The organism is Nocardia stercoris (assembly GCF_003696265.1).
Classification (GTDB): Bacteria; Actinomycetota; Actinomycetes; order Mycobacteriales; family Mycobacteriaceae; genus Nocardia; species Nocardia stercoris.
On record NZ_RFFH01000007.1, the window covers coordinates 345265 to 364019 of the forward strand.

An 18755-nucleotide genomic window follows, 5' to 3' on the forward strand; every position below is an offset into this window, starting at 1 on the left:
CGATCCGTGGCGGAACGGAGGCGGTTCATCCGTCCGGTGCTGCCCTGTCCGGCCGGTTCGGCCCTGTCTTGGCACGCTCTTGGCACAGTGAGATCTGGGTATGAGCCGGGTGAACAAGGACCTCTTGGCACGCTGAGTCGGCACCGGCCGGGCGCCGTGATGCGGTAGAGGTTCCACGTGCACCTCGAGTATCGGCGCGCTTGTCGACCTCGGTCGGGTGCGAGGCCCGCTCAGTCCCAGAGGGAACGGATGGATGCGACTACGACGAGAGTTTTCGGAACCGCCCGTGGCGGCCCAGCCGGTCGCGACAGGCTCGGTGCGAGCTTTGCCGGCGCGAGCCAGCCTCCGCTCGATCGCGGGCGTTGTGCCACCCCGAGTGAAACTCGTCCTCGGGTCCACCGCAGGTCAGAGCTGCGCTCTTGGATCAGATCCAATAAGCCAGGACAAGCCGGAACCGGTTGCGGCGCACAGATGTCAGTCATTGCTCCGGTGGAACCGCTCAGTTGATCACCCTGCGCAAGACCGAGCGGTATTTCTTCTTCGGGCTGGAACTTGGAGGCTCGTGGACATAGGAGAAGAAGCGTGCGTCTACCTGCGGCAGTCGGATCTCGCGCCGAATGGCGAAGATGTAGCTCTCGAACGCTTCCCGCGCTGCAATCCTTTCTCGCTGCCACCCCGACACATCGAAGTGTTGCTCGCAGACGCGGTAGAACAAGCGGGTCATCTCGGCGTCCAAGCTGGACGCCACGGCCACCACGTCGGGCGATCCGTACAGCCAGACTGCGGTGTAGGCGCTGTCCCAGCCCTGATACCCGTTCTGGCGGACGTCGTCGACACGGGCTCCGTATTTCGCGGTGGACGGGTTCGTGAGTGCCATTGCTCGCAGCACTTCGCAGACCAGCTGGAACTGCTCGGCTAGGGCGCGGTAGCCCGCTGCTCGCTGGTCTCGTTTCCAGCGCACCGACTCGACTCGCGTATCCCAGAAGCGGCCGATCACAACCCCGCCGATCGCAGCTGACGCAGCCAGAATCGCTATCCCCATACCTGCCGCGGACCGCCAGGAGCCGACCTGGCACGCGCATCGCTACCATGCCGACGTGGAGCCCAGCGATTCCGACATCGAGCAGCAGATGCTCGGAGCACAGCCCGAGCATTGGCAGCTGCTGTGGTCCGCGGTGGACGATCTGCTCGACGAGCAACCCAGCCCGTGGGAGACCCGCATGACCAATGCCGACGGGTCTCTGTGCATGCCCTACGCGGTCTACAGCGACGCGGTGATGCGCGTCCAGCAGGGATTGTTCCTGGTGAACTCGCTGGTGAAATTCGATTGGCCAAAATGGGAAGGCGTCCGAAACTATCAGGATGGGCGAGCTTTGGCGGGTGCACCGGTTGCGGACGCCTGCCGCATGCTGACCGCGATCACGCGGTGCGAGCGACACCGGGACGGCACGATCGGGCGGGCCCTCGACGACGGCAGGTTCCAGGCCGCGGTCCTCTGCCTCCGCCGGTGGTACGACGACACAGCCGACCTCCGCGACAGGCACGTCTCCGCGCCCTCGGGCCGGTCGCGGTTATCGCGATGGATCGGCAACCTGCGCACGAGATAGAACAGGGTCATCGGTCGGGCCCAGCACCCTTCTGTCGCATCCATCCGGTCATATCCTCCGGACACGCACAGGATTCGATGGCCCTGCAGCACTATTTCGAACCCGAATGGCCGACGTCAGGGTGACAGTTCAGGAGCTGGAACCGGCCACATGACATGCTCACGGCGGTCAGTCGGACGTGCGGGGCTACTCTTCGAAGTCCCAGCGGGGCAAGCGCCCGAGGAGGCCGGCGCTCTTCGTCACCATGGTGGCGTTCACCGGCGACGTCGAACCCCGGAGTGCTCGGCCGCGGCGGCTACCCTGACCACCACGTCACGCGATTTCTCACGCCGTCGCTCTGCCACTCGACCGAATCACTCTGCCCCGCAGGCTAATTCGATGAACAGACCCGAGCCTTCGGTCATAGTGGACACATGGGGGACGTTCAGGAGCACAGGGCCAATGTCGCGATGCCCGAAGCCCGAATCGGCGCAGTACGGATCGGCGCCAAGGATATCTCCGCCAACCCGGAATGGCGCCATCAGGACATCCGCTGCATTGGATGCGATGCCGAGCTCCATCCGGTCAGCCCCAAGCCGACCGAGACCAAGCGGCAGCAGCCAGCCACACTTCCGACGCAACCCACGCCACGACGGAAGCAACAAGCATGGTGGGGCCTGTATATACAACGTTGACGAACGCATCCGAGTCATCGTCCGCGAGGCCGGCGAGGAACTCGAGGCCGACCACCACGGCTCGGGCGAGCGTTACCGTCTGGTCATACCGGAGGCCCACGGCAAGACCGAATCCCGCATCAGTATCGGTGGTGGTGTCCTGGTGGTTGCGACGAAGCTGGGAACTCTGCTCAACACCGCAGCGAAAATCGCTGTCCTAATGCAGAGCTACGCCGACCGAGGCGTCGACCCGAACATCGAGTGGAACGCCTCGTGCCAGGGCGAACCGGTGAAGTGGCTGAACTTCCTCTACGCTCCGGAACGACTTCACACGCTCAGTAAGCGGCTGTCCCTCAACAGCTCCGGACTGAACCACCCCGTGGCGATCGTGTTCCGCCCTCGACGGCCGCAGTCCCGACAGCTACGAACTCACGCTGTCACCAGCAGCAGCCTGAACCACCCTCAGCTCCCTGTCCACCATTCGGGGGCAACCTCATGCCACTGCCGCCACGCTGGGCCGTGCCGTTGTCAGCCGTAGAATTCGATCAGCGCCGGTGCCAGGGCAGCGGCTTTGACCAGGTGGGTTTGGCCGGGCAGGATCCGGTGCTCGGCACCCGGGATCGCCGCGGCCAGTGCTGCGTTGGCATTGCGTATCCAGGCGGGACTTTTGCTGCCTACTATGATGGTGACCGGCAGGTCGAGCCCGGCCCAGCGAGCCGTGGGAAGTTCTCGGCCCCGCTGGAATTCGGCCACGTACTGGATGTCGTAGGCCATGGTAGGGGCCACCGTCTTCAGATGACTCCAGCCGGGGAAGAACGGGAACGCGGCCACCATCAGGGCAGGCAGACGTACGCCCTGCCGCATGAAGTATTTGATCGCGGCACCGCTCTTGCCCTGTGCCAGTAGGGAATTCAGATGCTCGACATAGTCGGCAGGCAGCGGCGGGCGGGTGTCGTCGACCACGAACGGCACCTCGTAAAGGGCGACCTTGCGTGCCGATCGCCCGCTCAACAGCCAGTCCAAGATCAGACCGCCGCCCGACGAAATGCCATACAGCATCACCGGTTCCGCTCCCAGGCCGATGACCGCGTCGAGATCCTCGAATTCGCGCTCGACGTCGACCGGACGGTTGTCGCCGCTGCCGCCCCGTCCGCGCCGGTCGTAGGTGTAGACGGTGTACCGGCTCGAAAGAGCCTCGGCGAGAGCCTTGTTGGGGCCGAATTCCTGGGCGGCGAGCGCACCGTCCACGAGGACGACGGCCGGGCCCGAACCGTATCTGGTGTAGGTGATCGTGGTGCCGTCCTTGGAGTCGACGGTGCCGATGCTGGTCTCCATCAGTTGTCCTTGCTGTAGGTCAGGGATTGGATACTGCTGCCGAAAGTGGTTGCGGCGCGGAGTCGTAAGGGGAGTCTCGGGCCGTTCTCGGGGAACAGGCGCTGCCCGGAACCCACGACGAGGGGGTGCAGCATGAGAACGAGATCATCCAGAAGCCCGTGGTCGAGCAGCGTCCGGACCAATCTGATGCTGCCGTGCACGGCGATCGCGCGGCCTGGCTGTTGCTTGAGCTCGCTGAGCTCCTCGACCAGCCGCTCGGGCGCGAGCACGGTGGTGTTCTTCCACTGCGGATCCCGCAGTGTCGACGACACCACAAGCCGCGGGGTGAAATTGAACCAGTCGGCCATTTCCCCGTCCCGGTCCGGCCAGGTGGCGGCGAAGATATCGTAGGTCTTACGCCCGAGCAGCAGGGTGTCGGCGGCCTGCAGCCCCGCCGTCACCGCCTGCTGGGTCGCGTCGTCGTGATACGGAAAGTGCCAGTTCTCGGGCGCTTCCACCACGCCGTCCAGGGATAGGTAGACGTTGGCGGTGATGCGGCGGCTCATGCCACGTCCGGCCGGACGTAGGTCGAACTCACGGCACCGCAGGCCAGGGGACGGCAGTCGGTGAGCGTGGGGTTGGATGTGCGGATGATATTCATTGCCGTGTCTCCTCGGTGTCGGGATCGACGGCTGTGCGGGTAGCGTGCCAGCCGAGTGCGGCGAAGCATGCGAGGACTTCGGTGACCAGCACGCGCTCGACGATTCCGCTGATACCGTGCTCGGCGGCATCGGGGGTAGCGCGGAAAGTGAGGAAGAACAGAATGATCAGCGCCAGAGTGATCGGCCCGGCGTAGCGAAGACGGCGGCCGAACCGCTGCCACCGCGGCGCTTCGCGCAGATAGCCGCCGGCCACCGGGAATGCGACGACGGGAACGAGGATGCCGAAGGCGAATCCGAGCAGGTGCGGGATCGGCTGGGCGAGAGTGAACAAGCCGTCGATGATCATGCCCACGCCGGTTGCGGACAACAGTGCGATCGACCAGCTGCGCCGCTGGTGATCGGCATGGTCGACGGTGGCGAAGGCCGCCGGCACACCGGCGAGGACGAGTACGCCGGTGACAATGAAGGCGGCGTTCATATAGGGCGCGGTGGCGCCGATGCCGAGCCCGCTGATGGGCTGGCTGATCGCGGAGTAGTGACGGAAGTGGTGGCCGAAGAGTGTGTAGCCCGGGCTCAGCACGCCCAGCACCATCCAGACGGCGGTGAAGCCGACCGGCGCGGCAGCCAGTGCCAGTGCCAGTGACAGCAACCGCGGCCAGCGGGCCACGGCGAAGGACGCGGTGGGCATGGCGACTTCGCGTCCAGCGCGAGATTCGGGCATGGGTACAGCTCCTCGATCAACAGGGCAAACCGGAGGTGGCAACCGGAACTGTCACGTTCCGGCTACGCGAACTGGGCACAGCGCCGTGTTCTCTCCACTGACGATGTCGAGGCCTGGCGCGATCACCGCTCACGGTTCGGACGCGGCAGCGGGGTCGCGGCGGGCGTGGTGCGCGGCCCACTCGGGCCCCCACCCGGTCTCGGGATCGGTGATGTCGGTGATGAAACGCGCCACGAACGCCAGTTCCGCCTCGAGGATGGCCAGCCGGTAGTTCTCCTCGACCTGAAACAGCGGATGCAGCCCCTGCGCCAAGCAGGCCGTAACCGACTCCGTGATCTCGGCACGCTGCTGCTCGAGCGCGGCCTGGCGGCGGCGTAGCAAAGCCACCACCTCGTCCGGATGCAGCGCCCCGATCAACGACAACGCGGCCACGAACTGCGGATACTCGTGCGCGGGTTGCCCGATCAGCTCCCGGAGCCAATCGAACAGCTCGCCACGCCCAGCACCGGTGAGCGCGTAGACGGTGCGCTCGGGACGCTCGCTGTCGCGAATCGTCGCCTGCGCCTCGATCAACCCCGCCCTGACCAGCTGGTTGACCACCATGTACAGCGAGCCACGGTTGTACTTGATGCTCCGCGCGTGATCGCGAGCGACCAACAGCTCACCGATCTCGTATGGATGCATCGGGCGCTCGGTCAGATAACTCAGCACCGCCAGCCCCAACAGGTTCCGCACCGGACGTTTCGCCACCACGACCTCCAATTAGTTGACATCAACTATAAGGGATGTAAATAGTCAGGATCAACTATTGCGGGAATACCGCTTCGTAGTCGTGTTCTTCCCCTCGTCAGTTGGCCTCCCCCGGCTCTCCGGAGTCACGTTGCTAGATTCTTGTGCCACCCCGATCTGAAGGAGTGGTACGGGACGGCGTGGGTACCCGCCGAAGTTTCGGCGCAAGGTCCTGGATTTGGTCGAGGCCGGGCGTCCGGTCGCCGACGTCACGCGTGATCTCGGGATCGGCGATCTACACCTGGCGGTCGACCGCGGCCTGGAGTCGGGGACCCCGGCCGGATACGCTGCAACCTGCATCCACCGATAACCGACTCCCACACGCGGTGGACCGACCGTCACATGCCCTCGCGGGTCAGGTTGGCCTCGAACTCGGCGACCATCGGCTTACGGAACACCCCGACACCGCGGGCATTGCTGCGAGGTTCGGACTCAGGACCACACTTCGGATCGACGGCCTTGCCACAAAGCGCAACGCTCTGTGCCCTACCGGCTGATCCGGCGCGGGACCATCAGCGTGGCGAGTTTGTCCGGGTTGCGGATGGCGTAGAGGTTGGTGATCCTCCCGCCGAAGATCTCGATCAGGAAGACACCTTCGAGCAGGTCGCCACGGTAGGCGACCATCGCGGGCATGTTGCTGTAGTTGACCATCTCTATCCGCATGTCCGACGTAGGCCGCCTGGCGTGGAACAGATTTACCAGGACCGCGGCCACCTTCTCCGCGCCCACCACCGGTCGGCGCGCTGCGGTGGCCTTGCCACCGCTGTCGGCCGTCCAGGTGACCTCGGGAGCGAGGAGCGAGAGCAGCCCGACCGTGTCCCCAGTGGTCGCCGCTGTCATGAACTGTTCGGTGATTCGCGCGACCTCCGCTGCATCGACGGGCTCGAAGCGTTTACGTCGCGCGTGCACGTGGGAGCGCGCACGGTGGGCCACCTGGCGTACCGTCATCACGGATTTGCTAACCGCTGCGGCGATCTCGTCATAGTCGAAGCCGAACACCTCGCGCAGCACGAACACTGCGCGCTCGTGTGGAGTGAGGGTTTCCAGCAGCACGAGCATCGCCATCGACACCGACTCGGCGAGCACCAGATCCGCCGACGCGTCATGCTCGTCGACCAGCAGCGGTTCGGGCAGCCACGGGCCGATGTAGTCCTCACGACGGCGAGTACTGGCGCGCACGGAGTTGAGCGCTTGACGGGTCACCAGCCGCGCCAGATACGACTTGGCGTCACGCACGGTCGTCAGGTCTACCTCTGCCCAGCGCAGGTAGCTGTCTTGCAGCACGTCATCGGATTCGGTTGCCGAGCCGAGGATTTCGTAGACGATCGTGAACAGCAGCGGCCGCAGCAGGGTGAAACGCGCGGCATGCTCGTCGGGCGTCATGCGGACGTGACCAATTGTGCGATGGAGGCCGATTGTTCGGGACGCGGGCCGCCCTTGAGCCAGGCCAGCGAACCCGGTTTGCGGGCCTCCCGGCGGATTTTGGTTACCCCGATCTTGCAGGTCATCTCTTTGATTCTTGCGCCCGCGCGGCCGCCGATGTACAGGTTCATCGCGATGTCGTCTTTGCGCGCGAGCTGTCGGATCCCGGCGCGGCGGCCGAGGCTGACGCAGGTTCCCAACAGGGCCAGGTCGATCGCCGCAGGTTCGGTGCCCGCGATATGGCTCAGCACGGTGTTGGCGGCCTGAGCTCCCAGCGGCCCCGCCCCCTGGCCACTCATCCGCAGCGGCTGGTCCGAGGGCGCGGCGGCGTCGCCGGTCGCCACGATGCGCTCGTCATCGATGCTCGTCAGTGTCTCGTCGGTGAGCAACCGGCCTAGTGCATCGGTGCGCAGCCCACTGTCGGCCGCCAGTTTCGGCACTCCGAAACCTGTCGTCCAGATGGTCAGTGCGCTCGGACGCACCTCACCGCAGGCAAGAACGACCGCATCGGGTCGAACCTCGGTCACCCTGCTGGCCTCGAGCACGCCGACTCCGTGTCGCGACATCCACCTGGCGACGTAACGGCGGCCCGGCGCACTCAGTGCCGGCATCAGGCATCCGCCACACACCAGGGCGACCATGCGACCTTGTTCGGCCAGTTCAGCAGCCGTTTCGATACCGGTTGCCCCGCCGCCGACCACGGTGATCGGAGCATCGAGGGGCAAGTCGGCGAGCCTGGCGTGCAGCCGCTGCGCGGACTCGAATTCAGCGACGGGGAAGGCGAACTCGGCGGCCCCGGGCACCGACGGAATCGCCGCGGTGCTGCCGACTGCGTAGATGACGTGGTCGTAGTCCAGCGCGCCCCCCGACGCCAGCCGCACCGCGCGGGCGGCGGTGTCGATGCGTGTGGCGGTGTCGACCACCAGCTCGATACCCTCCCCGAGCAGCGTGCCGTAATCGACGGTCGCATCGCCGGTACCGGCCACCAACTGGTGCAACCGGACTCGATCGACAAACCTCGGGCGGGGATTCACCAGCGTGATATCGACGTCGGTGCGCAGCCGCAGGTGATTGGCCGCGACGGTGCCGGCATAGCCGCCGCCGATAACGACAACCTTGTGGTGTGTGTTGTGTTCAGTCATGCCCTCAAGACACCGCGAATCACCCAGACATGACACGATGCGACGTGACGTGCGCCACTCGCACTCGATGGAGAGCGTCGGAGTCATCCGCCGAGAGCAAGGCGGGTATTCATGTTGAGTTCGACCTCGCCGTACGGCAGTACATGCGACCAGAACAGCGGGGTCAGGCCGCGCTCGTCCTCGGCGGTAAGTACGCCGTCCCAATCCGGATCGGCGAGGATGTCCTGGATCATGAGCGTGTTGACGTAGACCATGGCGGCCCGACAGATCCTCAGGCACAGCATGCTCATCTCCTGCTCGTCGCGCCGGTTGGATGCCAGCTCGGAGTTCTTGCCGTAGAAGATGATCGAGTTCCCGCGGTTCCATGATTCGATCACGTTCAGCCCGTCGTTGATCTCCCGCTGAAGCCCTCTCGACACCAGATAGCGGGCCATAAACACTGCCTTCTGGGCGCGGCCGAGTTCGATCATCGCCTGGTAGGTGGGGTGGGCGGCGTTGGCCTTCATGAACCGGCGCAGGATCGCCTCCGTGGAGGCGGTGCCGGTGACGGATGCCGCACTGGCGGCCGTTCACGCGGCCGCCTTGGAACTGGGCCGGCAGTTGTTCGGACCGTTTCTGCGCAGTGGGGTCGACCTCGGCGGGCTCACGGCGGAGCAGTTGCAGGCCGCGACCGACCAGCGCGCGAGAGCAATCCTCACCGCTGATCTGTCTGCGCAACAATCGAATTGACGCTGGAGCACCCACATCCAGATCCGCCACCAGAGTTGTGTCCGGCATAGTGGTGTACCAGCATCGCGGATTCCGTGAAATCCTTGGAATCCAAGTCACTTCCGGCGAAGACGGTGGCGGCTGGCTGGCGTTGTTCCGCCACCTGGTCGCCCGCGGCCTGGCCGGGGTCCATCTCGTCACCTGCCACGCTGGCCTGGTCGCCGCGATCGACGCGACCCTGCCGGCGCGTCCTGGCAACACCGCCGCACCGACTACACGGTGATTCTGATATCGAGCTCGTTGCCTCGGTTCGGACGCTGCCGCATTCGGTGTTCGATCGGTAGACTCCGAGCCGCTGGTTGATGACAGCGATGTGGATCGTGGCCTGGTAACGGACGGCGAGAGCATTCGCACAGTCGCTGCACCGCAGCCGAATTCGCTGCATTACCGGGCCAGCGCCGCCGTCGCCATCTGTCCCGCGCGGCCTACCCGCTCGAGGAATCCTGCCAGCAACTCCAGTTCGGCCGGGGAGTATTCGGCACACAACTCGTCCATGGCGTCGTTCATCCCGGCGAACTGACCGTAGATCTCGGCCAGCCGCTCGGGCCGGGTACGGACCGCGACACTGCGGCGGTCGTCCGCCGCACGCTCCCGCACGATCCAGCCGGCGGTCTCCAGGCGATCCAGTATTCCGGTCAGCGTGGCCGGATGGATTCCGGCCCGGCCCGCCAGCTCCTTGGGCGCGATCGGCCCGTGCGCGGCGATCAGGTCCAGGCATTCCAGATCCGCGTCCTTGATGCGCAACCTGGCCCCGACCTGGCGATTGAGCAGACCTAGCTGAGCGTGTACCCGGCGCAGGTCGTCTTTGATGCGCGTCTCCAGCCGACGGCGGTGACGCGGATCACCCCCATTTGATACGGAAGTCATATCTTCTCCAACTCGAACTAGATAGTATGACTTTCGTATTTTACGACAGTCGATGAGTTCGAGGGGCTCGCCGACAACGAGAGGTCCACACATGTTCGTAGTGATCGGAGCGACCGGATGCGTCGGGCGAGCAGCGGTCGACGCCCTGCACACCGCCGGTGCCGCCGTCACCGCCGTGACCCGCAACCCCGGCGCCGCGCAACTGCCCGCGGGAGTCCGCGTGATCAAGGGCGATCCGGGAACCGCCGCACTGCCCGAGGCCACCTGGGACGACGTCGAGGGAGTGTTGCTCGCCTCCCGAGGCGCGATCGCCACGGCTCCCGCGCTGCTGGCGGCCGCCGCCGCACGCGGCGCCCGGCGCGTGGTCGTGATCTCCGCGCTGACCGTCCGATTCCCGGCCGGCGAACCACGATTCGCGGATGGCTTCCGAGCGTTGGAGCACGCCGCGGCCAACTCCGGGATGGCGTGGACCGCACTGCGCTGCGCCGACTTCGCGGCCAACACGCTGGCCTGGGCGGCTCAGCTCCGCGGCGGCGACGTCGTGCGTGGCGCCTACGGAACAGCCGCGACCTCCCCGATCCACGAACGCGACATCGCCGAGATCGCCGCGCTCGCGCTCACGGAGGACACCCACGACGATGCCCGGTATCTGCTCACCGGCCCCCAGTCCCTGAACCAACACGACAAGGCCCGGATCCTGGGCGCGGCCCTGGGCCGGGACCTGTCGTTCACCGAGGTCGCACCGGAGCAGGTGCGGGCCGCCATGCTCGCGCAGGGTCTGCCCGCCGAGATTCCGGCCCGCCTGCTCGGGTCGCTGGCCGACTACGCGCGCGAGCCCGCGCCGACCACCGACCTGGTCGCCACCCTCCTCGGCCGGCCCGCCCGTGACTTCGCTACCTGGGCAAACGACAACATCTCCGCGTTCGACAACCACTGAGGAACGGATCATGAGCATCGACTTCACCGTCATGTACGCCACCCACGACGCGTTCCGCCGCGATTTGAGCCGGCTCGCCGAAGCCGCCGCCGACGGCCGCGCACAGACCGCCGGCGTACGGGCCGGCTGGGCGAACTTCACCCGGCAGCTGCATGTCCACCACACCGTGGAGGACACCGCACTGTGGCCGCGGGTCCTCGCCGCGGTCAGCGACGATCCGGCCGGTCTCGCCCTGATGGCCGAGATGGAGGCCGAGCACGCCGCGCTCGAACCAGCCCTCGCGGCAGTGGATTCCGCGCTCGACCGCGCCGATCCCGGCCTCGGCGATCGGGTCGCGACTCTGACCGGGCTCCTGACCGATCACATGACCCACGAGGAGAACTCGGCGTTACCCCTCATCGATCAGTCACTGACACAACGAGATTGGTCGGCGTTCCGCTCCGCGATGGCGCGCACGCAGGGTCCCGCCGGCGCCGCCGTCTACGTGCCGTGGGTGCTGGACGCGACCACCGAAGACGAACGCCGCCAGTTCCTTTCGGCCACGCCCAGTCCCCTGGCGGTTGCCGACCGCCTGCTGTGGGCCCGCCGCTATCAGCGTAAAGCCCTGTGGCAGTGACCGATCGGCCGCAGTCCGCCTAGAACCTACGCTGAGCCGCTACCCGCCCAACGCCGTTGGGAGATGGCGGCGGCACTTACACCTCGGGTGTCGGCACCCTGGTCAACCTCGGTCGGATGCGAGCCACGATCACAATCGCCAGGACGACGATCACGATCACAATGGTGGTGCTCATCTTCTGGCTCCTCGCACCCTCCCCGTCTACCTGACGCTGCGCGACTACCCCTGAACCGGCAAAATAACCGGTCGGATGTTCAGGTCGCACGGCTCTCGCATCGTTCGCCGGGAATCGCACGGTGAGCCCCCCTTTCCGAGATCACCGTCGGGGTTTGTCGAGTTGGCATAGGTCCGAGAAGTGGGCGGTTGCGGCACGGCGACGCATCGACAGCTCTCGCCCAACTCCGAGAGTGGCGTCAGGCCTAGACATCCAATCCAGACGTCTCCTCGCAGCCTGTGCCCACCTGCACAGGTGCAGCCCCTCCGAAATTGATCCGCGAGACCGGCCACCCGCATCAACTAACGTCCCCGGTCAGTACCCCTAGACCCACCGTGGTGTCCACGGCTGGGCGAGTGATTTCTTCGCCGGCTACATCGCAGATCGGCCGGCCAGCGCTTCGCCTGCGGGCCACCGCCTTCCGGCCACCCAAGACCGGCCGCGCCCATGCCGCACGTGCGCGCTCCCAATGGTTGCGGCACCTGGCGGCGTACGTCATCGCCGCCGGAGTCCTGGTTGTCTTCACCCTGTTGGTCGGAGTCACGGCGCGTGCCGCACCGCTGCGGGTGGTACCGGGTCCGTGGGGTGTCGTCCTTGCCATCGATTTCCTGATGTTGTTCGGCTACACCATTGCTCCACGGCGTGAAAAGTCCAGCTGACGAACTCCCCGCCGCGGACCGCGCCCTCAGTTCAGCGAGGCCGGCAGTCCGAAGGCGACCAGGTGACCGGAGCCGAGGAACGAGGTGATCTCGCAGATGCGCGTGCCTCGCAGGGTCAGCACATTGATCGACCAAGCATGGTAGGCGCTCGCCTCGTCACTCCACCTGTAGGCGGCCACAGCTGCCTGACCGTTGGCGGTGATCGGGATGTGTCGCCAGGAGCCACACCGGCTCAGGGGCACTTGCACAACAAAGTCCGTGACGGCGTCGAGACCCTGATACCAGTGCGGGAGCGGCGGCATCGACCAGGTGACGTCCTCGGTCAGCAACGCGACCAGGGCCTCGGCGTCACCCTGTTCCAATGCGGCACAGTAGGCGGCAACGATCTGTTGCAGCCGCTGATCGCCAATCTGTCGCAGCGTCTGCTGCTGAGTGGGCGAGGGCACCTTCTCGGCGAGGATCCGGCGAGCTCGCGCCAGCGCGGAGTTCACCGACGTGACGGTGGTATCCATCGCGGATGCGACCTCGGCGGCGGAGAAGCCGAGAACGTCGAACAGCAGCAGCGCGGCCCGTTGGTTGCCCGGAAGGTGCTGTAGTGCGGCAACGAACGCGAGCTCGACCGTTTCCCGCAGTTGATAGCGCGCTTCCGGGTCGGCACGTAACTCCGAGTCCGGGTACGGGCCCAACCACGCGACATCGTTCAACGGGTCACGAGTGAGGACGGCCCGGTCGCTGGAGGGCCCCAGGTCGACGGGCAGGGCCCGCTTGCCCCGAGCGCCGATGACGTCCAGGCACGTTCGGGTGGCCACAGCGTAGAGCCATGAGCGCAACGAGCTACGCCCTTCGAACTGCGCGAACGCGCGCCAAGCTCGAATCAGTGCTTCCTGCACGGCATCGTCGGCGTCGTGCGTGGAGCCGAGCATCCGGTAGCACTGCGCATGCAGCTCTCCCCGCAACGGACCCACCAGGCGCGCGAACGCAGCATGGTCCCCGTGTCGGGCGCGGTCCAGCTCCGGTTCACGCTCGCTTTCCGCCGCGGTCTCGGGGGCCGTCGCGGGAAAAAGTTTCCTCACAAGCGACGATTCTGCCCCAGAACCACAGTCATACACTCGCCGGACATTCCCCTCCCCCGGCTGAGGAGGACTCTCATGACATCGGACGGACAGCACCACGCACCCTCGTGGTTCGACATCTCCACGCCCGACTCGCGCCGCACACAACGCTTCTACCAGGAAGTCTTCGGGTGGCCGGTGCACGCCCTCGACGAGACCTACGCACTGGTGGGTGCTCCCGACAGCCTCGCCACCGGCGGGATCGGACAGTCGGGTGCGGACAGCCCGTACACCGGGATCGTCGTCTACTTCCCCGTCGACGACGTCGAACGCGCACTCGAGCGGGCAGAACGCCTCGGCGCTCGCCGCACGATGGAGCCGCGGACCACCCCTATGGGGCAAATCGCGGTGTTCACCGACCTCGACGGCAATCACATCGGCGTGACGAGCCACCGATGACCACCGAAGACACCACCACCGAAAACGCCGGTTCGACTGCTGTCGGCCGCGCCGACCTGACCCAGGCGGATCCCGGACGCTGGTGGGCGCTGGCCCTGCTCTGCGGTCTGCAGTTCATGATCCTGCTCGATATGACCGTCGTGAACGTCGCGCTGCCACGAATCCAGGAAACTCTGGGCTTCACCCCGTCCGGACTGACGTGGGTCGTGAACGGCTATGTACTGATGGCGGGCGGGCTGCTGCTGCTCGGAGGTCGGCTGGGCGACGTATTCGGCCGTCGGCGGCTGCTGCTGATCGGCATCGTCTTGTTCGCGGTGTCCTCGGGCGTGTGCGGTGCGGCCGTCGCCCCGGCGATGATGGTCGCAGGCCGGTTCGGTCAGGGGGTCGCCGAGGCAGTTGCCGCCCCCGCCTCACTCGGGATGATCGCGCTGCTGTTCACCGACCCGAAGGAGCGGAACAAGGCCCTGGGCCTGTGGGGCGGGCTGGTGGCACTGGGAGGAACCCTCGGCTACATCGTCGGCGGCGTCCTGACCGACCTGGCGTCCTGGCGCTGGATCTTCTACATCAATGTTCCTGTCGCCGTGCTGGTCCTGGCTGTTCTGCCCCGCCTCGTCGCCGAGAGCCGGATGGTGCGTGAGCAGGATTTCGGGCTCGATGTCACCGGCGCGATCGCCTCGACCGGCGGCTTGTTCGCCCTCGTCTTCGGGCTGCTGTCGGCGGCTGACCATCCGTGGGGGTCCGTGCAAGTGGTGCTGTCGCTCGTCGCGGGCATCGGCCTGCTCGGTTCGACGGTCCTCATCGAGCATCGAGTACGGAATCCGCTGATTCCGTTGGCGTTCTTCGCCAACCGGACCAGGTCGGTCGTCAACGGCACGTCGTTGTTCTTCATGTCGGCGTTCATCTCCTACACCTTCATGCTGACCCTTTTCGAGCAGAATGTGCTGGGCTACTCGCCGCTGCGGAGTGGATTGGCCTGGCTTCCACTGGGATTCGCGATCGGTATCGGCATCGGCATCGGCACTGCGGCGACGCCGCGCTTCGGTGTCAAGGCGGTGGCCGCCACCGGATTCATCGGCGCGGGCGCCGGCCTGCTGCTGACGAGTGGCATCGACACCGCAACGTCGTATCCCAGCGGGATATTGCCAGGAATGATCGTGTTCGGAATGTTCGCGGGGGCCACGATGCCCGCCGCGACGAACGCCGCGCTGCACGGGGTGACCGCCCAGAACTCGGGGCTGGCTTCGGGAGTACAGAACACTATGCAACAGATCGGTAGCGCGCTCGGCCTCGCTGTTCTGGTGACAGTCGCCGTGCGGTACACCGATCACCAGCTCCGCCTCGGCGTGCCCGCCGAGGCAGCGGTGACGACCGGCTACGCCCTCGCCTTCCGGATCGGGGCAACACTGATGGTGATCGGAGGCCTGCTGATTGTGATGTTGTTCGAACGTGTCGACCCGACAATGCGCAACCCTGTGGCCGAAACGGTCGCGGAGACGCGATGAAACGTGTACAGCCTCCAGTTCCGGCGACTGCGCGAACACGCGGTACCGCATTGGAGATACATTCTTGACCTCTTGGTCCAGAACCGGGTACGTCGGTGCATGGGCAGGCCGAGAGCGTTCGGCGAGGAGGTCGTGGTCGCCCGCGCCATGGAGACCTTCTGGACCCACGGCTATGCGAACAACTCGCCGGCCCAGCTCGCCGAAGCCACCGGCATCGCGAAAGGCAGTCTCTACAACGCGTTCACGAGCGAGCTGTTCGATCGATGCCTCGGTCTGCATCACCACCGGACGATCACCGTCCGAGATCCGCTGGTAGGGTGATTGCGTGCTCATCGAGGAAGTCGACAGACTTTAGCCGCCCAGTCGAAGGCGGCGCTGTCCTCACACATTCACTCGGAGTCCCGTATCGAAAACGGCCCGAGGCCCTTTTCGCGCCTTTCTCGCCTTCGTCTGCTCCCGCAGTCTCCGAAATCACGCGGCCGCTCGTTCGCGAGCAGGAAAGAGTCGACGACCCATGTCCATATCCATGCAATCTGCGATCACCCTGCGCAACCTGTCCTTCGAATGGCCCGACGGAACCGTCGCGCTCGCTCAGCTCGACGGAACCCTCACCACCGGGCGCACCGGGCTGATGGGACGCAATGGCTCCGGCAAATCCACCCTGTTGCGATTGATCGCCGGAAACCTGACACCGACGAACGGACATATCGAAACCACCGGCGAAGTCGGCTACCTGCCCCAGACACTCACCCTCGGCCGCGGTGCCACGATCGCTGAGTTGCTCGGTATCGCGGACAAACTCACGGCCCTGCACTCGATCGAATCAGGTGACACCGAGGACGCGCATTTCGAGACGATCGGTGACGACTGGGACATCGAGGCCCGCACCGAGGAAGCGCTGCACGAGATCGGTTTCGGTGCAGCCGATCTAGACCGGACTGTGGGGGAAGTCTCCGGTGGTGAAGCCGTGCTCATCGCTATCACCGGACTGCGCCTCCGCCGCACGCCGATCACCTTGCTCGATGAGCCGACCAACAACCTCGACCGCGAAACCCGTACCAAGCTGGCGGAATTCGTGGATTCCTGGCCCGGAACCCTGGTGGTGGTGAGTCATGACCTCGAACTGCTCGAGCACATGGACTCCACCGCGGAATTGCACGGCGGGATGTTGGATGTTTTCGGCGGGCCCTATAGCGCTTGGAAACAGCACCTCGAGCAAGAACAGGCCGCGGCTGTGCAAGCTGCGCGCACCGCTGAGCAGGCGTTGAAAGTCGAGAAGCGGCAGCGCATCGAGGCCGAGACCAAGCTCGCCAGACGCGAGCGCACCGCCCGCGCCACGCAGCGCGACGGCGGAATTCCGCGGATTCTCGCGGGCAACCGGGCGAGTAAGGCGCAAGGCTCGGCCGGAGCGATGCGGACTACGCTCGACGCGAAAGTCCGTGCCGCACAGGAAGTACTGGACGCCGCATCCACCCGGGTCCGGCAAGACGAGCACATTCACCTGAACTTGCCGGACCCGAATGTGCCGCGCAGCCGCCGGATCGCAGAACTACGTGATGGCGTCCGCAGCGTCGTTATCCAGGGGCCCGAGCGGGTCGCTCTGGTCGGCCGCAACGGAGCCGGGAAATCGACCTTGATCGAGAATCTGATCAACGGCCGAGCCCCGGATCGCGGAGCGCTGTTCACCGACAGGGTCGGATATTTGCCGCAGCGACTGGATAGCCTGAACGAGCGCGTCGGTGCGCTCGAGAACGTTCACGAGGTGGCCCCGGACACCGCACCGGCGACGATCCGCAATCAGCTGGCTCGGCTCCTGCTCCGTGGTAGCAGTGTCGAACGGCCGGTCTCTTCGCTGTCGGGAGGTGAGCGCTTCCGAGTCTGCCTGGCGCGCTTGCTATTCGCCGATCCGCCAGCGCAACTGCTGATTCTGGACGAGCCGACGAACAACCTCGATATCGGCAGCGTGGACCAACTGGTCGAGGCTCTCACCGACTACCGTGGTGCACTTCTGGTTGTCAGCCACGATTATCCGTTCCTGAAGCGGATCGGCATCGATACGGTCATCGAGCTCGAGCCCGACGGCAGTTTCCAGCAGCGGGGAGCCTTGTAGTCGGCCGACCGCCGGTCCCGGCCACCCGCCGGGACCGGCGGTCATCGAGTGGTCAGAGATGGTCGGCGTCGATGATGGCCTGGGCGAAGGGCTGTGGGGCCTCCTGCGGCACATTGTGCCCGATGCTGGGCTCTCCAGTCAGCTGCTGCGCGACAGTCAGCCGACGCACCCAGCCCGGCCTGAGAACCCGCAGGACCAGCGCTCTGTCCGGAGTCCCCCCCAGAACAGCGAATCCAGCCACGCAACAACAGGACCCGGCCCTGGACTCCCCACCGAGTACTCCGGACAACAAGGCCGTACGGCACGGCACACGCCACGCGCAAGTCCTTCCGTCGCGCTGGGTGTCACTCCACACGAAGTCGATGAGCCTCCCGAGATCGGACCGAATACTGGTGACTTTCGGCCCTGACCGCCAGCCCGCGGCCGGATGACACTGCTATCGAGGAACATCCGACCCTGGCCAAGGAGGCGACCGACAATGCTGACCACGTCTCCCCGATGGGCGATATCGGAGTTCCCCGACATCATCGTCGACACATCCGACGGAGTACAGGAGCTGGAGCGAGAACGAGTCGCCGGGCTCGTCGGCCGAATGCTGGAACGCTACGGAACCCCGGCATCCGCCCGAGTCCGTATGCGGCCGGCCGGGCCCGACGACGGGCCCTTGCTCGTCCAGGTCAACCTGCAGATCTCGGGACGGCCGGTACGGATGCAGACGCTCAGCACCGACCGGCACAACGTCCTCGCCGTGGCCCGCCGGCTCCGCCAGCAGATCAACCAGCGGCCCAGCCGGCCCAGAAACCTACGCACCTGGCCCGACCCGACCCGCGAACCGCTCACCCACACCACTCCAGCGCCGGTAGCTCGCCGCAAGGACTGCGACCTGTCGGTCCTGGCACCGACCGCGGCTGTAATCGTCATGGACGAAATGGACTACGACGTCCACCTTTTCACCGACGCTGACACCGGCGAGGACGCGATCGTGTACCGCGCGGGACCCACCGGCGCGCGCCTGGCCCGTCAACGGCGCGCCGACCCACCCGCGACTGTCGCGCCGGATACGGCGGTAATGACTGTGAATCCCCGAGCGACGCTGACACTTACCGAAACCCAGGCGGTACAGCGACTCTGCGAGTTCGGTCTACCGCACCTGTTCTATACCGATCCCGATACCGGTCGAGGCCATTTGCTGTATCGCCGCTACGACCACGACCTGACGCTGATCACGCCCACCGCACCCGCATAGAACCGCACAGTCTGG

At 65.9% G+C, this 18755-nt stretch carries 22 protein-coding genes; 12 read left to right on the top strand and 10 right to left on the bottom strand.

Going from position 1 to position 18755, the window contains the following annotated elements; all coding sequences use genetic code 11:
- Positions 1-499: 499 nt before the first annotated feature.
- Entirely contained in the window at positions 500-1042 is a 543-nt protein-coding gene (locus EBN03_RS18975; RefSeq protein ID WP_122189381.1) for a hypothetical protein, read from the bottom strand.
- 55 nt (positions 1043-1097) lie between these two features.
- Here EBN03_RS18975 and EBN03_RS18980 point away from each other — a divergent pair, with 55 nt between their 5' ends.
- Both EBN03_RS18980 and EBN03_RS33780 read left to right on the top strand, forming a co-directional pair.
- Positions 1098-1607, top strand: coding sequence for a DUF6508 domain-containing protein (locus EBN03_RS18980; RefSeq protein WP_122189382.1), 510 nt, complete (start codon positions 1098-1100; stop codon positions 1605-1607).
- A 413-nt stretch (positions 1608-2020) separates the two neighbouring features.
- A complete protein-coding gene (locus tag EBN03_RS33780; RefSeq protein ID WP_147471634.1) occupies positions 2021-2281 on the top strand; it encodes a hypothetical protein in 261 nt (86 codons plus the stop codon).
- A gap of 507 nt (positions 2282-2788) precedes the next feature.
- On the opposite strand, the gene EBN03_RS18995 is transcribed toward EBN03_RS33780, so the two are convergent.
- The 7 genes from EBN03_RS18995 to EBN03_RS19025 all read right to left on the bottom strand — a co-directional run bounded on the left by EBN03_RS18995 (position 2789) and on the right by EBN03_RS19025 (position 8816).
- Positions 2789-3595, bottom strand: a complete 807-nt coding sequence (locus EBN03_RS18995) for an alpha/beta fold hydrolase (protein WP_233608466.1) — start codon at positions 3593-3595, stop codon at positions 2789-2791.
- Entirely contained in the window at positions 3595-4140 is a 546-nt protein-coding gene (locus EBN03_RS19000) for a dihydrofolate reductase family protein (RefSeq protein ID WP_122189385.1), read from the bottom strand. The genes EBN03_RS18995 and EBN03_RS19000 overlap by 1 nt, the downstream gene beginning before the upstream one ends.
- A 91-nt stretch (positions 4141-4231) precedes the next feature.
- On the bottom strand, positions 4232-4957 hold the full coding sequence (locus EBN03_RS19005) for a DUF998 domain-containing protein (protein ID WP_122189386.1): 726 nt from the start codon (positions 4955-4957) through the stop codon (positions 4232-4234).
- Between the two features lie 129 nt (positions 4958-5086).
- On the bottom strand, positions 5087-5707 hold the full coding sequence (locus EBN03_RS19010; protein WP_199742870.1) for a PadR family transcriptional regulator: 621 nt from the start codon (positions 5705-5707) through the stop codon (positions 5087-5089).
- A 525-nt stretch (positions 5708-6232) separates the two neighbouring features.
- Entirely contained in the window at positions 6233-7129 is an 897-nt protein-coding gene (gene sigJ, locus EBN03_RS19015; protein ID WP_122189387.1) for an RNA polymerase sigma factor SigJ, read from the bottom strand.
- Positions 7126-8310, bottom strand: coding sequence for an NAD(P)/FAD-dependent oxidoreductase (locus EBN03_RS19020; RefSeq protein WP_122189388.1), 1185 nt, complete (start codon positions 8308-8310; stop codon positions 7126-7128). Before EBN03_RS19020 ends, sigJ begins: the two co-directional genes overlap by 4 nt.
- 83 nt (positions 8311-8393) lie before the next feature.
- Positions 8394-8816 (bottom strand): Tn3 family transposase, encoded by a 423-nt coding sequence (locus EBN03_RS19025; protein WP_199742883.1) that lies wholly within the window; start codon positions 8814-8816, stop codon positions 8394-8396.
- On the opposite strand from EBN03_RS19025, the gene EBN03_RS19030 reads away from it, so the two are divergent.
- Positions 8806-9039 carry a hypothetical protein gene (locus tag EBN03_RS19030; protein ID WP_147471635.1) on the top strand — a complete coding sequence of 78 codons (234 nt, stop codon included), beginning with the start codon at positions 8806-8808 and terminating at the stop codon, positions 9037-9039. The two genes, EBN03_RS19025 and EBN03_RS19030, sit on opposite strands and share 11 nt — an antisense overlap.
- A gap of 52 nt (positions 9040-9091) precedes the next feature.
- The gene (locus EBN03_RS19035) at positions 9092-9301 is read left to right on the top strand and encodes a transposase (RefSeq protein ID WP_407671173.1); all 210 of its coding nucleotides are present in this window, start codon (positions 9092-9094) and stop codon (positions 9299-9301) included.
- Between the two features lie 161 nt (positions 9302-9462).
- Here the strand turns inward: EBN03_RS19035 and EBN03_RS19040 are convergent, their stop codons facing one another.
- Complete coding sequence (locus tag EBN03_RS19040; protein WP_122189390.1) at positions 9463-9945, bottom strand: MarR family winged helix-turn-helix transcriptional regulator; 483 nt, start codon at positions 9943-9945, stop codon at positions 9463-9465.
- Between the two features lie 91 nt (positions 9946-10036).
- On the opposite strand from EBN03_RS19040, the gene EBN03_RS19045 reads away from it, so the two are divergent.
- The 3 genes from EBN03_RS19045 to EBN03_RS33785 all read left to right on the top strand — a co-directional run bounded on the left by EBN03_RS19045 (position 10037) and on the right by EBN03_RS33785 (position 12371).
- The gene (locus EBN03_RS19045; RefSeq protein WP_122189391.1) at positions 10037-10882 is read left to right on the top strand and encodes an NAD(P)H-binding protein; all 846 of its coding nucleotides are present in this window, start codon (positions 10037-10039) and stop codon (positions 10880-10882) included.
- 10 nt (positions 10883-10892) lie between these two features.
- Positions 10893-11498 carry a hemerythrin domain-containing protein gene (locus tag EBN03_RS19050; RefSeq protein WP_122189392.1) on the top strand — a complete coding sequence of 202 codons (606 nt, stop codon included), beginning with the start codon at positions 10893-10895 and terminating at the stop codon, positions 11496-11498.
- Between the two features lie 570 nt (positions 11499-12068).
- Positions 12069-12371: a hypothetical protein gene (locus EBN03_RS33785; RefSeq protein ID WP_147471636.1), complete on the top strand. Its 303-nt coding sequence runs from the start codon at positions 12069-12071 to the stop codon at positions 12369-12371.
- Between the two features lie 26 nt (positions 12372-12397).
- Here EBN03_RS33785 and EBN03_RS19060 read toward each other — a convergent pair whose 3' ends face one another.
- Positions 12398-13444: a sigma-70 family RNA polymerase sigma factor gene (locus EBN03_RS19060; protein ID WP_122189394.1), complete on the bottom strand. Its 1047-nt coding sequence runs from the start codon at positions 13442-13444 to the stop codon at positions 12398-12400.
- 75 nt (positions 13445-13519) lie between these two features.
- Here EBN03_RS19060 and EBN03_RS19065 point away from each other — a divergent pair, with 75 nt between their 5' ends.
- The 5 genes from EBN03_RS19065 (at position 13520) to EBN03_RS19090 (ending at position 18740) form a co-directional block, all read left to right on the top strand.
- The gene (locus tag EBN03_RS19065) at positions 13520-13882 is read left to right on the top strand and encodes a VOC family protein (RefSeq protein WP_122189395.1); all 363 of its coding nucleotides are present in this window, start codon (positions 13520-13522) and stop codon (positions 13880-13882) included.
- Entirely contained in the window at positions 13879-15384 is a 1506-nt protein-coding gene (locus EBN03_RS19070; protein ID WP_199742871.1) for an MFS transporter, read from the top strand. The genes EBN03_RS19065 and EBN03_RS19070 overlap by 4 nt, the downstream gene beginning before the upstream one ends.
- 99 nt (positions 15385-15483) lie before the next feature.
- A complete protein-coding gene (locus EBN03_RS19075; protein WP_122189396.1) occupies positions 15484-15705 on the top strand; it encodes a TetR/AcrR family transcriptional regulator in 222 nt (73 codons plus the stop codon).
- Between the two features lie 193 nt (positions 15706-15898).
- Positions 15899-17494, top strand: coding sequence for an ABC-F family ATP-binding cassette domain-containing protein (locus tag EBN03_RS19080; protein WP_199742872.1), 1596 nt, complete (start codon positions 15899-15901; stop codon positions 17492-17494).
- Between the two features lie 478 nt (positions 17495-17972).
- A complete protein-coding gene (locus EBN03_RS19090) occupies positions 17973-18740 on the top strand; it encodes a sigma 54 modulation/S30EA ribosomal C-terminal domain-containing protein (protein WP_158675678.1) in 768 nt (255 codons plus the stop codon).
- The last annotated feature ends 15 nt before the right edge of the window (positions 18741-18755 follow it).

What these genes read in the sequence shown, in the direction of transcription:
- EBN03_RS19040 (WP_122189390.1), bottom strand. Translation starts at nt 9,945, where the DNA reads ATGACTTCCGTATCAAATGGGGGTGATCCGCGTCACCGCCGTCGGCTG.
- EBN03_RS18995 (WP_233608466.1), bottom strand. Translation starts at nt 3,595, where the DNA reads ATGGAGACCAGCATCGGCACCGTCGACTCCAAGGACGGCACCACGATC.
- EBN03_RS19090 (WP_158675678.1), top strand. Translation starts at nt 17,973, where the DNA reads ATGCTGACCACGTCTCCCCGATGGGCGATATCGGAGTTCCCCGACATC.
- EBN03_RS19065 (WP_122189395.1), top strand. Translation starts at nt 13,520, where the DNA reads ATGACATCGGACGGACAGCACCACGCACCCTCGTGGTTCGACATCTCC.
- EBN03_RS19080 (WP_199742872.1), top strand. Translation starts at nt 15,899, where the DNA reads ATGTCCATATCCATGCAATCTGCGATCACCCTGCGCAACCTGTCCTTC.
- EBN03_RS19075 (WP_122189396.1), top strand. Translation starts at nt 15,484, where the DNA reads ATGGGCAGGCCGAGAGCGTTCGGCGAGGAGGTCGTGGTCGCCCGCGCC.
- EBN03_RS19045 (WP_122189391.1), top strand. Translation starts at nt 10,037, where the DNA reads ATGTTCGTAGTGATCGGAGCGACCGGATGCGTCGGGCGAGCAGCGGTC.
- EBN03_RS19070 (WP_199742871.1), top strand. Translation starts at nt 13,879, where the DNA reads ATGACCACCGAAGACACCACCACCGAAAACGCCGGTTCGACTGCTGTC.
- EBN03_RS33780 (WP_147471634.1), top strand. Translation starts at nt 2,021, where the DNA reads ATGGGGGACGTTCAGGAGCACAGGGCCAATGTCGCGATGCCCGAAGCC.
- EBN03_RS19020 (WP_122189388.1), bottom strand. Translation starts at nt 8,310, where the DNA reads ATGACTGAACACAACACACACCACAAGGTTGTCGTTATCGGCGGCGGC.
- EBN03_RS19025 (WP_199742883.1), bottom strand. Translation starts at nt 8,816, where the DNA reads ATGAAGGCCAACGCCGCCCACCCCACCTACCAGGCGATGATCGAACTC.
- sigJ (WP_122189387.1), bottom strand. Translation starts at nt 7,129, where the DNA reads ATGACGCCCGACGAGCATGCCGCGCGTTTCACCCTGCTGCGGCCGCTG.
- EBN03_RS19000 (WP_122189385.1), bottom strand. Translation starts at nt 4,140, where the DNA reads ATGAGCCGCCGCATCACCGCCAACGTCTACCTATCCCTGGACGGCGTG.
- EBN03_RS18975 (WP_122189381.1), bottom strand. Translation starts at nt 1,042, where the DNA reads ATGGGGATAGCGATTCTGGCTGCGTCAGCTGCGATCGGCGGGGTTGTG.
- EBN03_RS19050 (WP_122189392.1), top strand. Translation starts at nt 10,893, where the DNA reads ATGAGCATCGACTTCACCGTCATGTACGCCACCCACGACGCGTTCCGC.
- EBN03_RS19005 (WP_122189386.1), bottom strand. Translation starts at nt 4,957, where the DNA reads ATGCCCGAATCTCGCGCTGGACGCGAAGTCGCCATGCCCACCGCGTCC.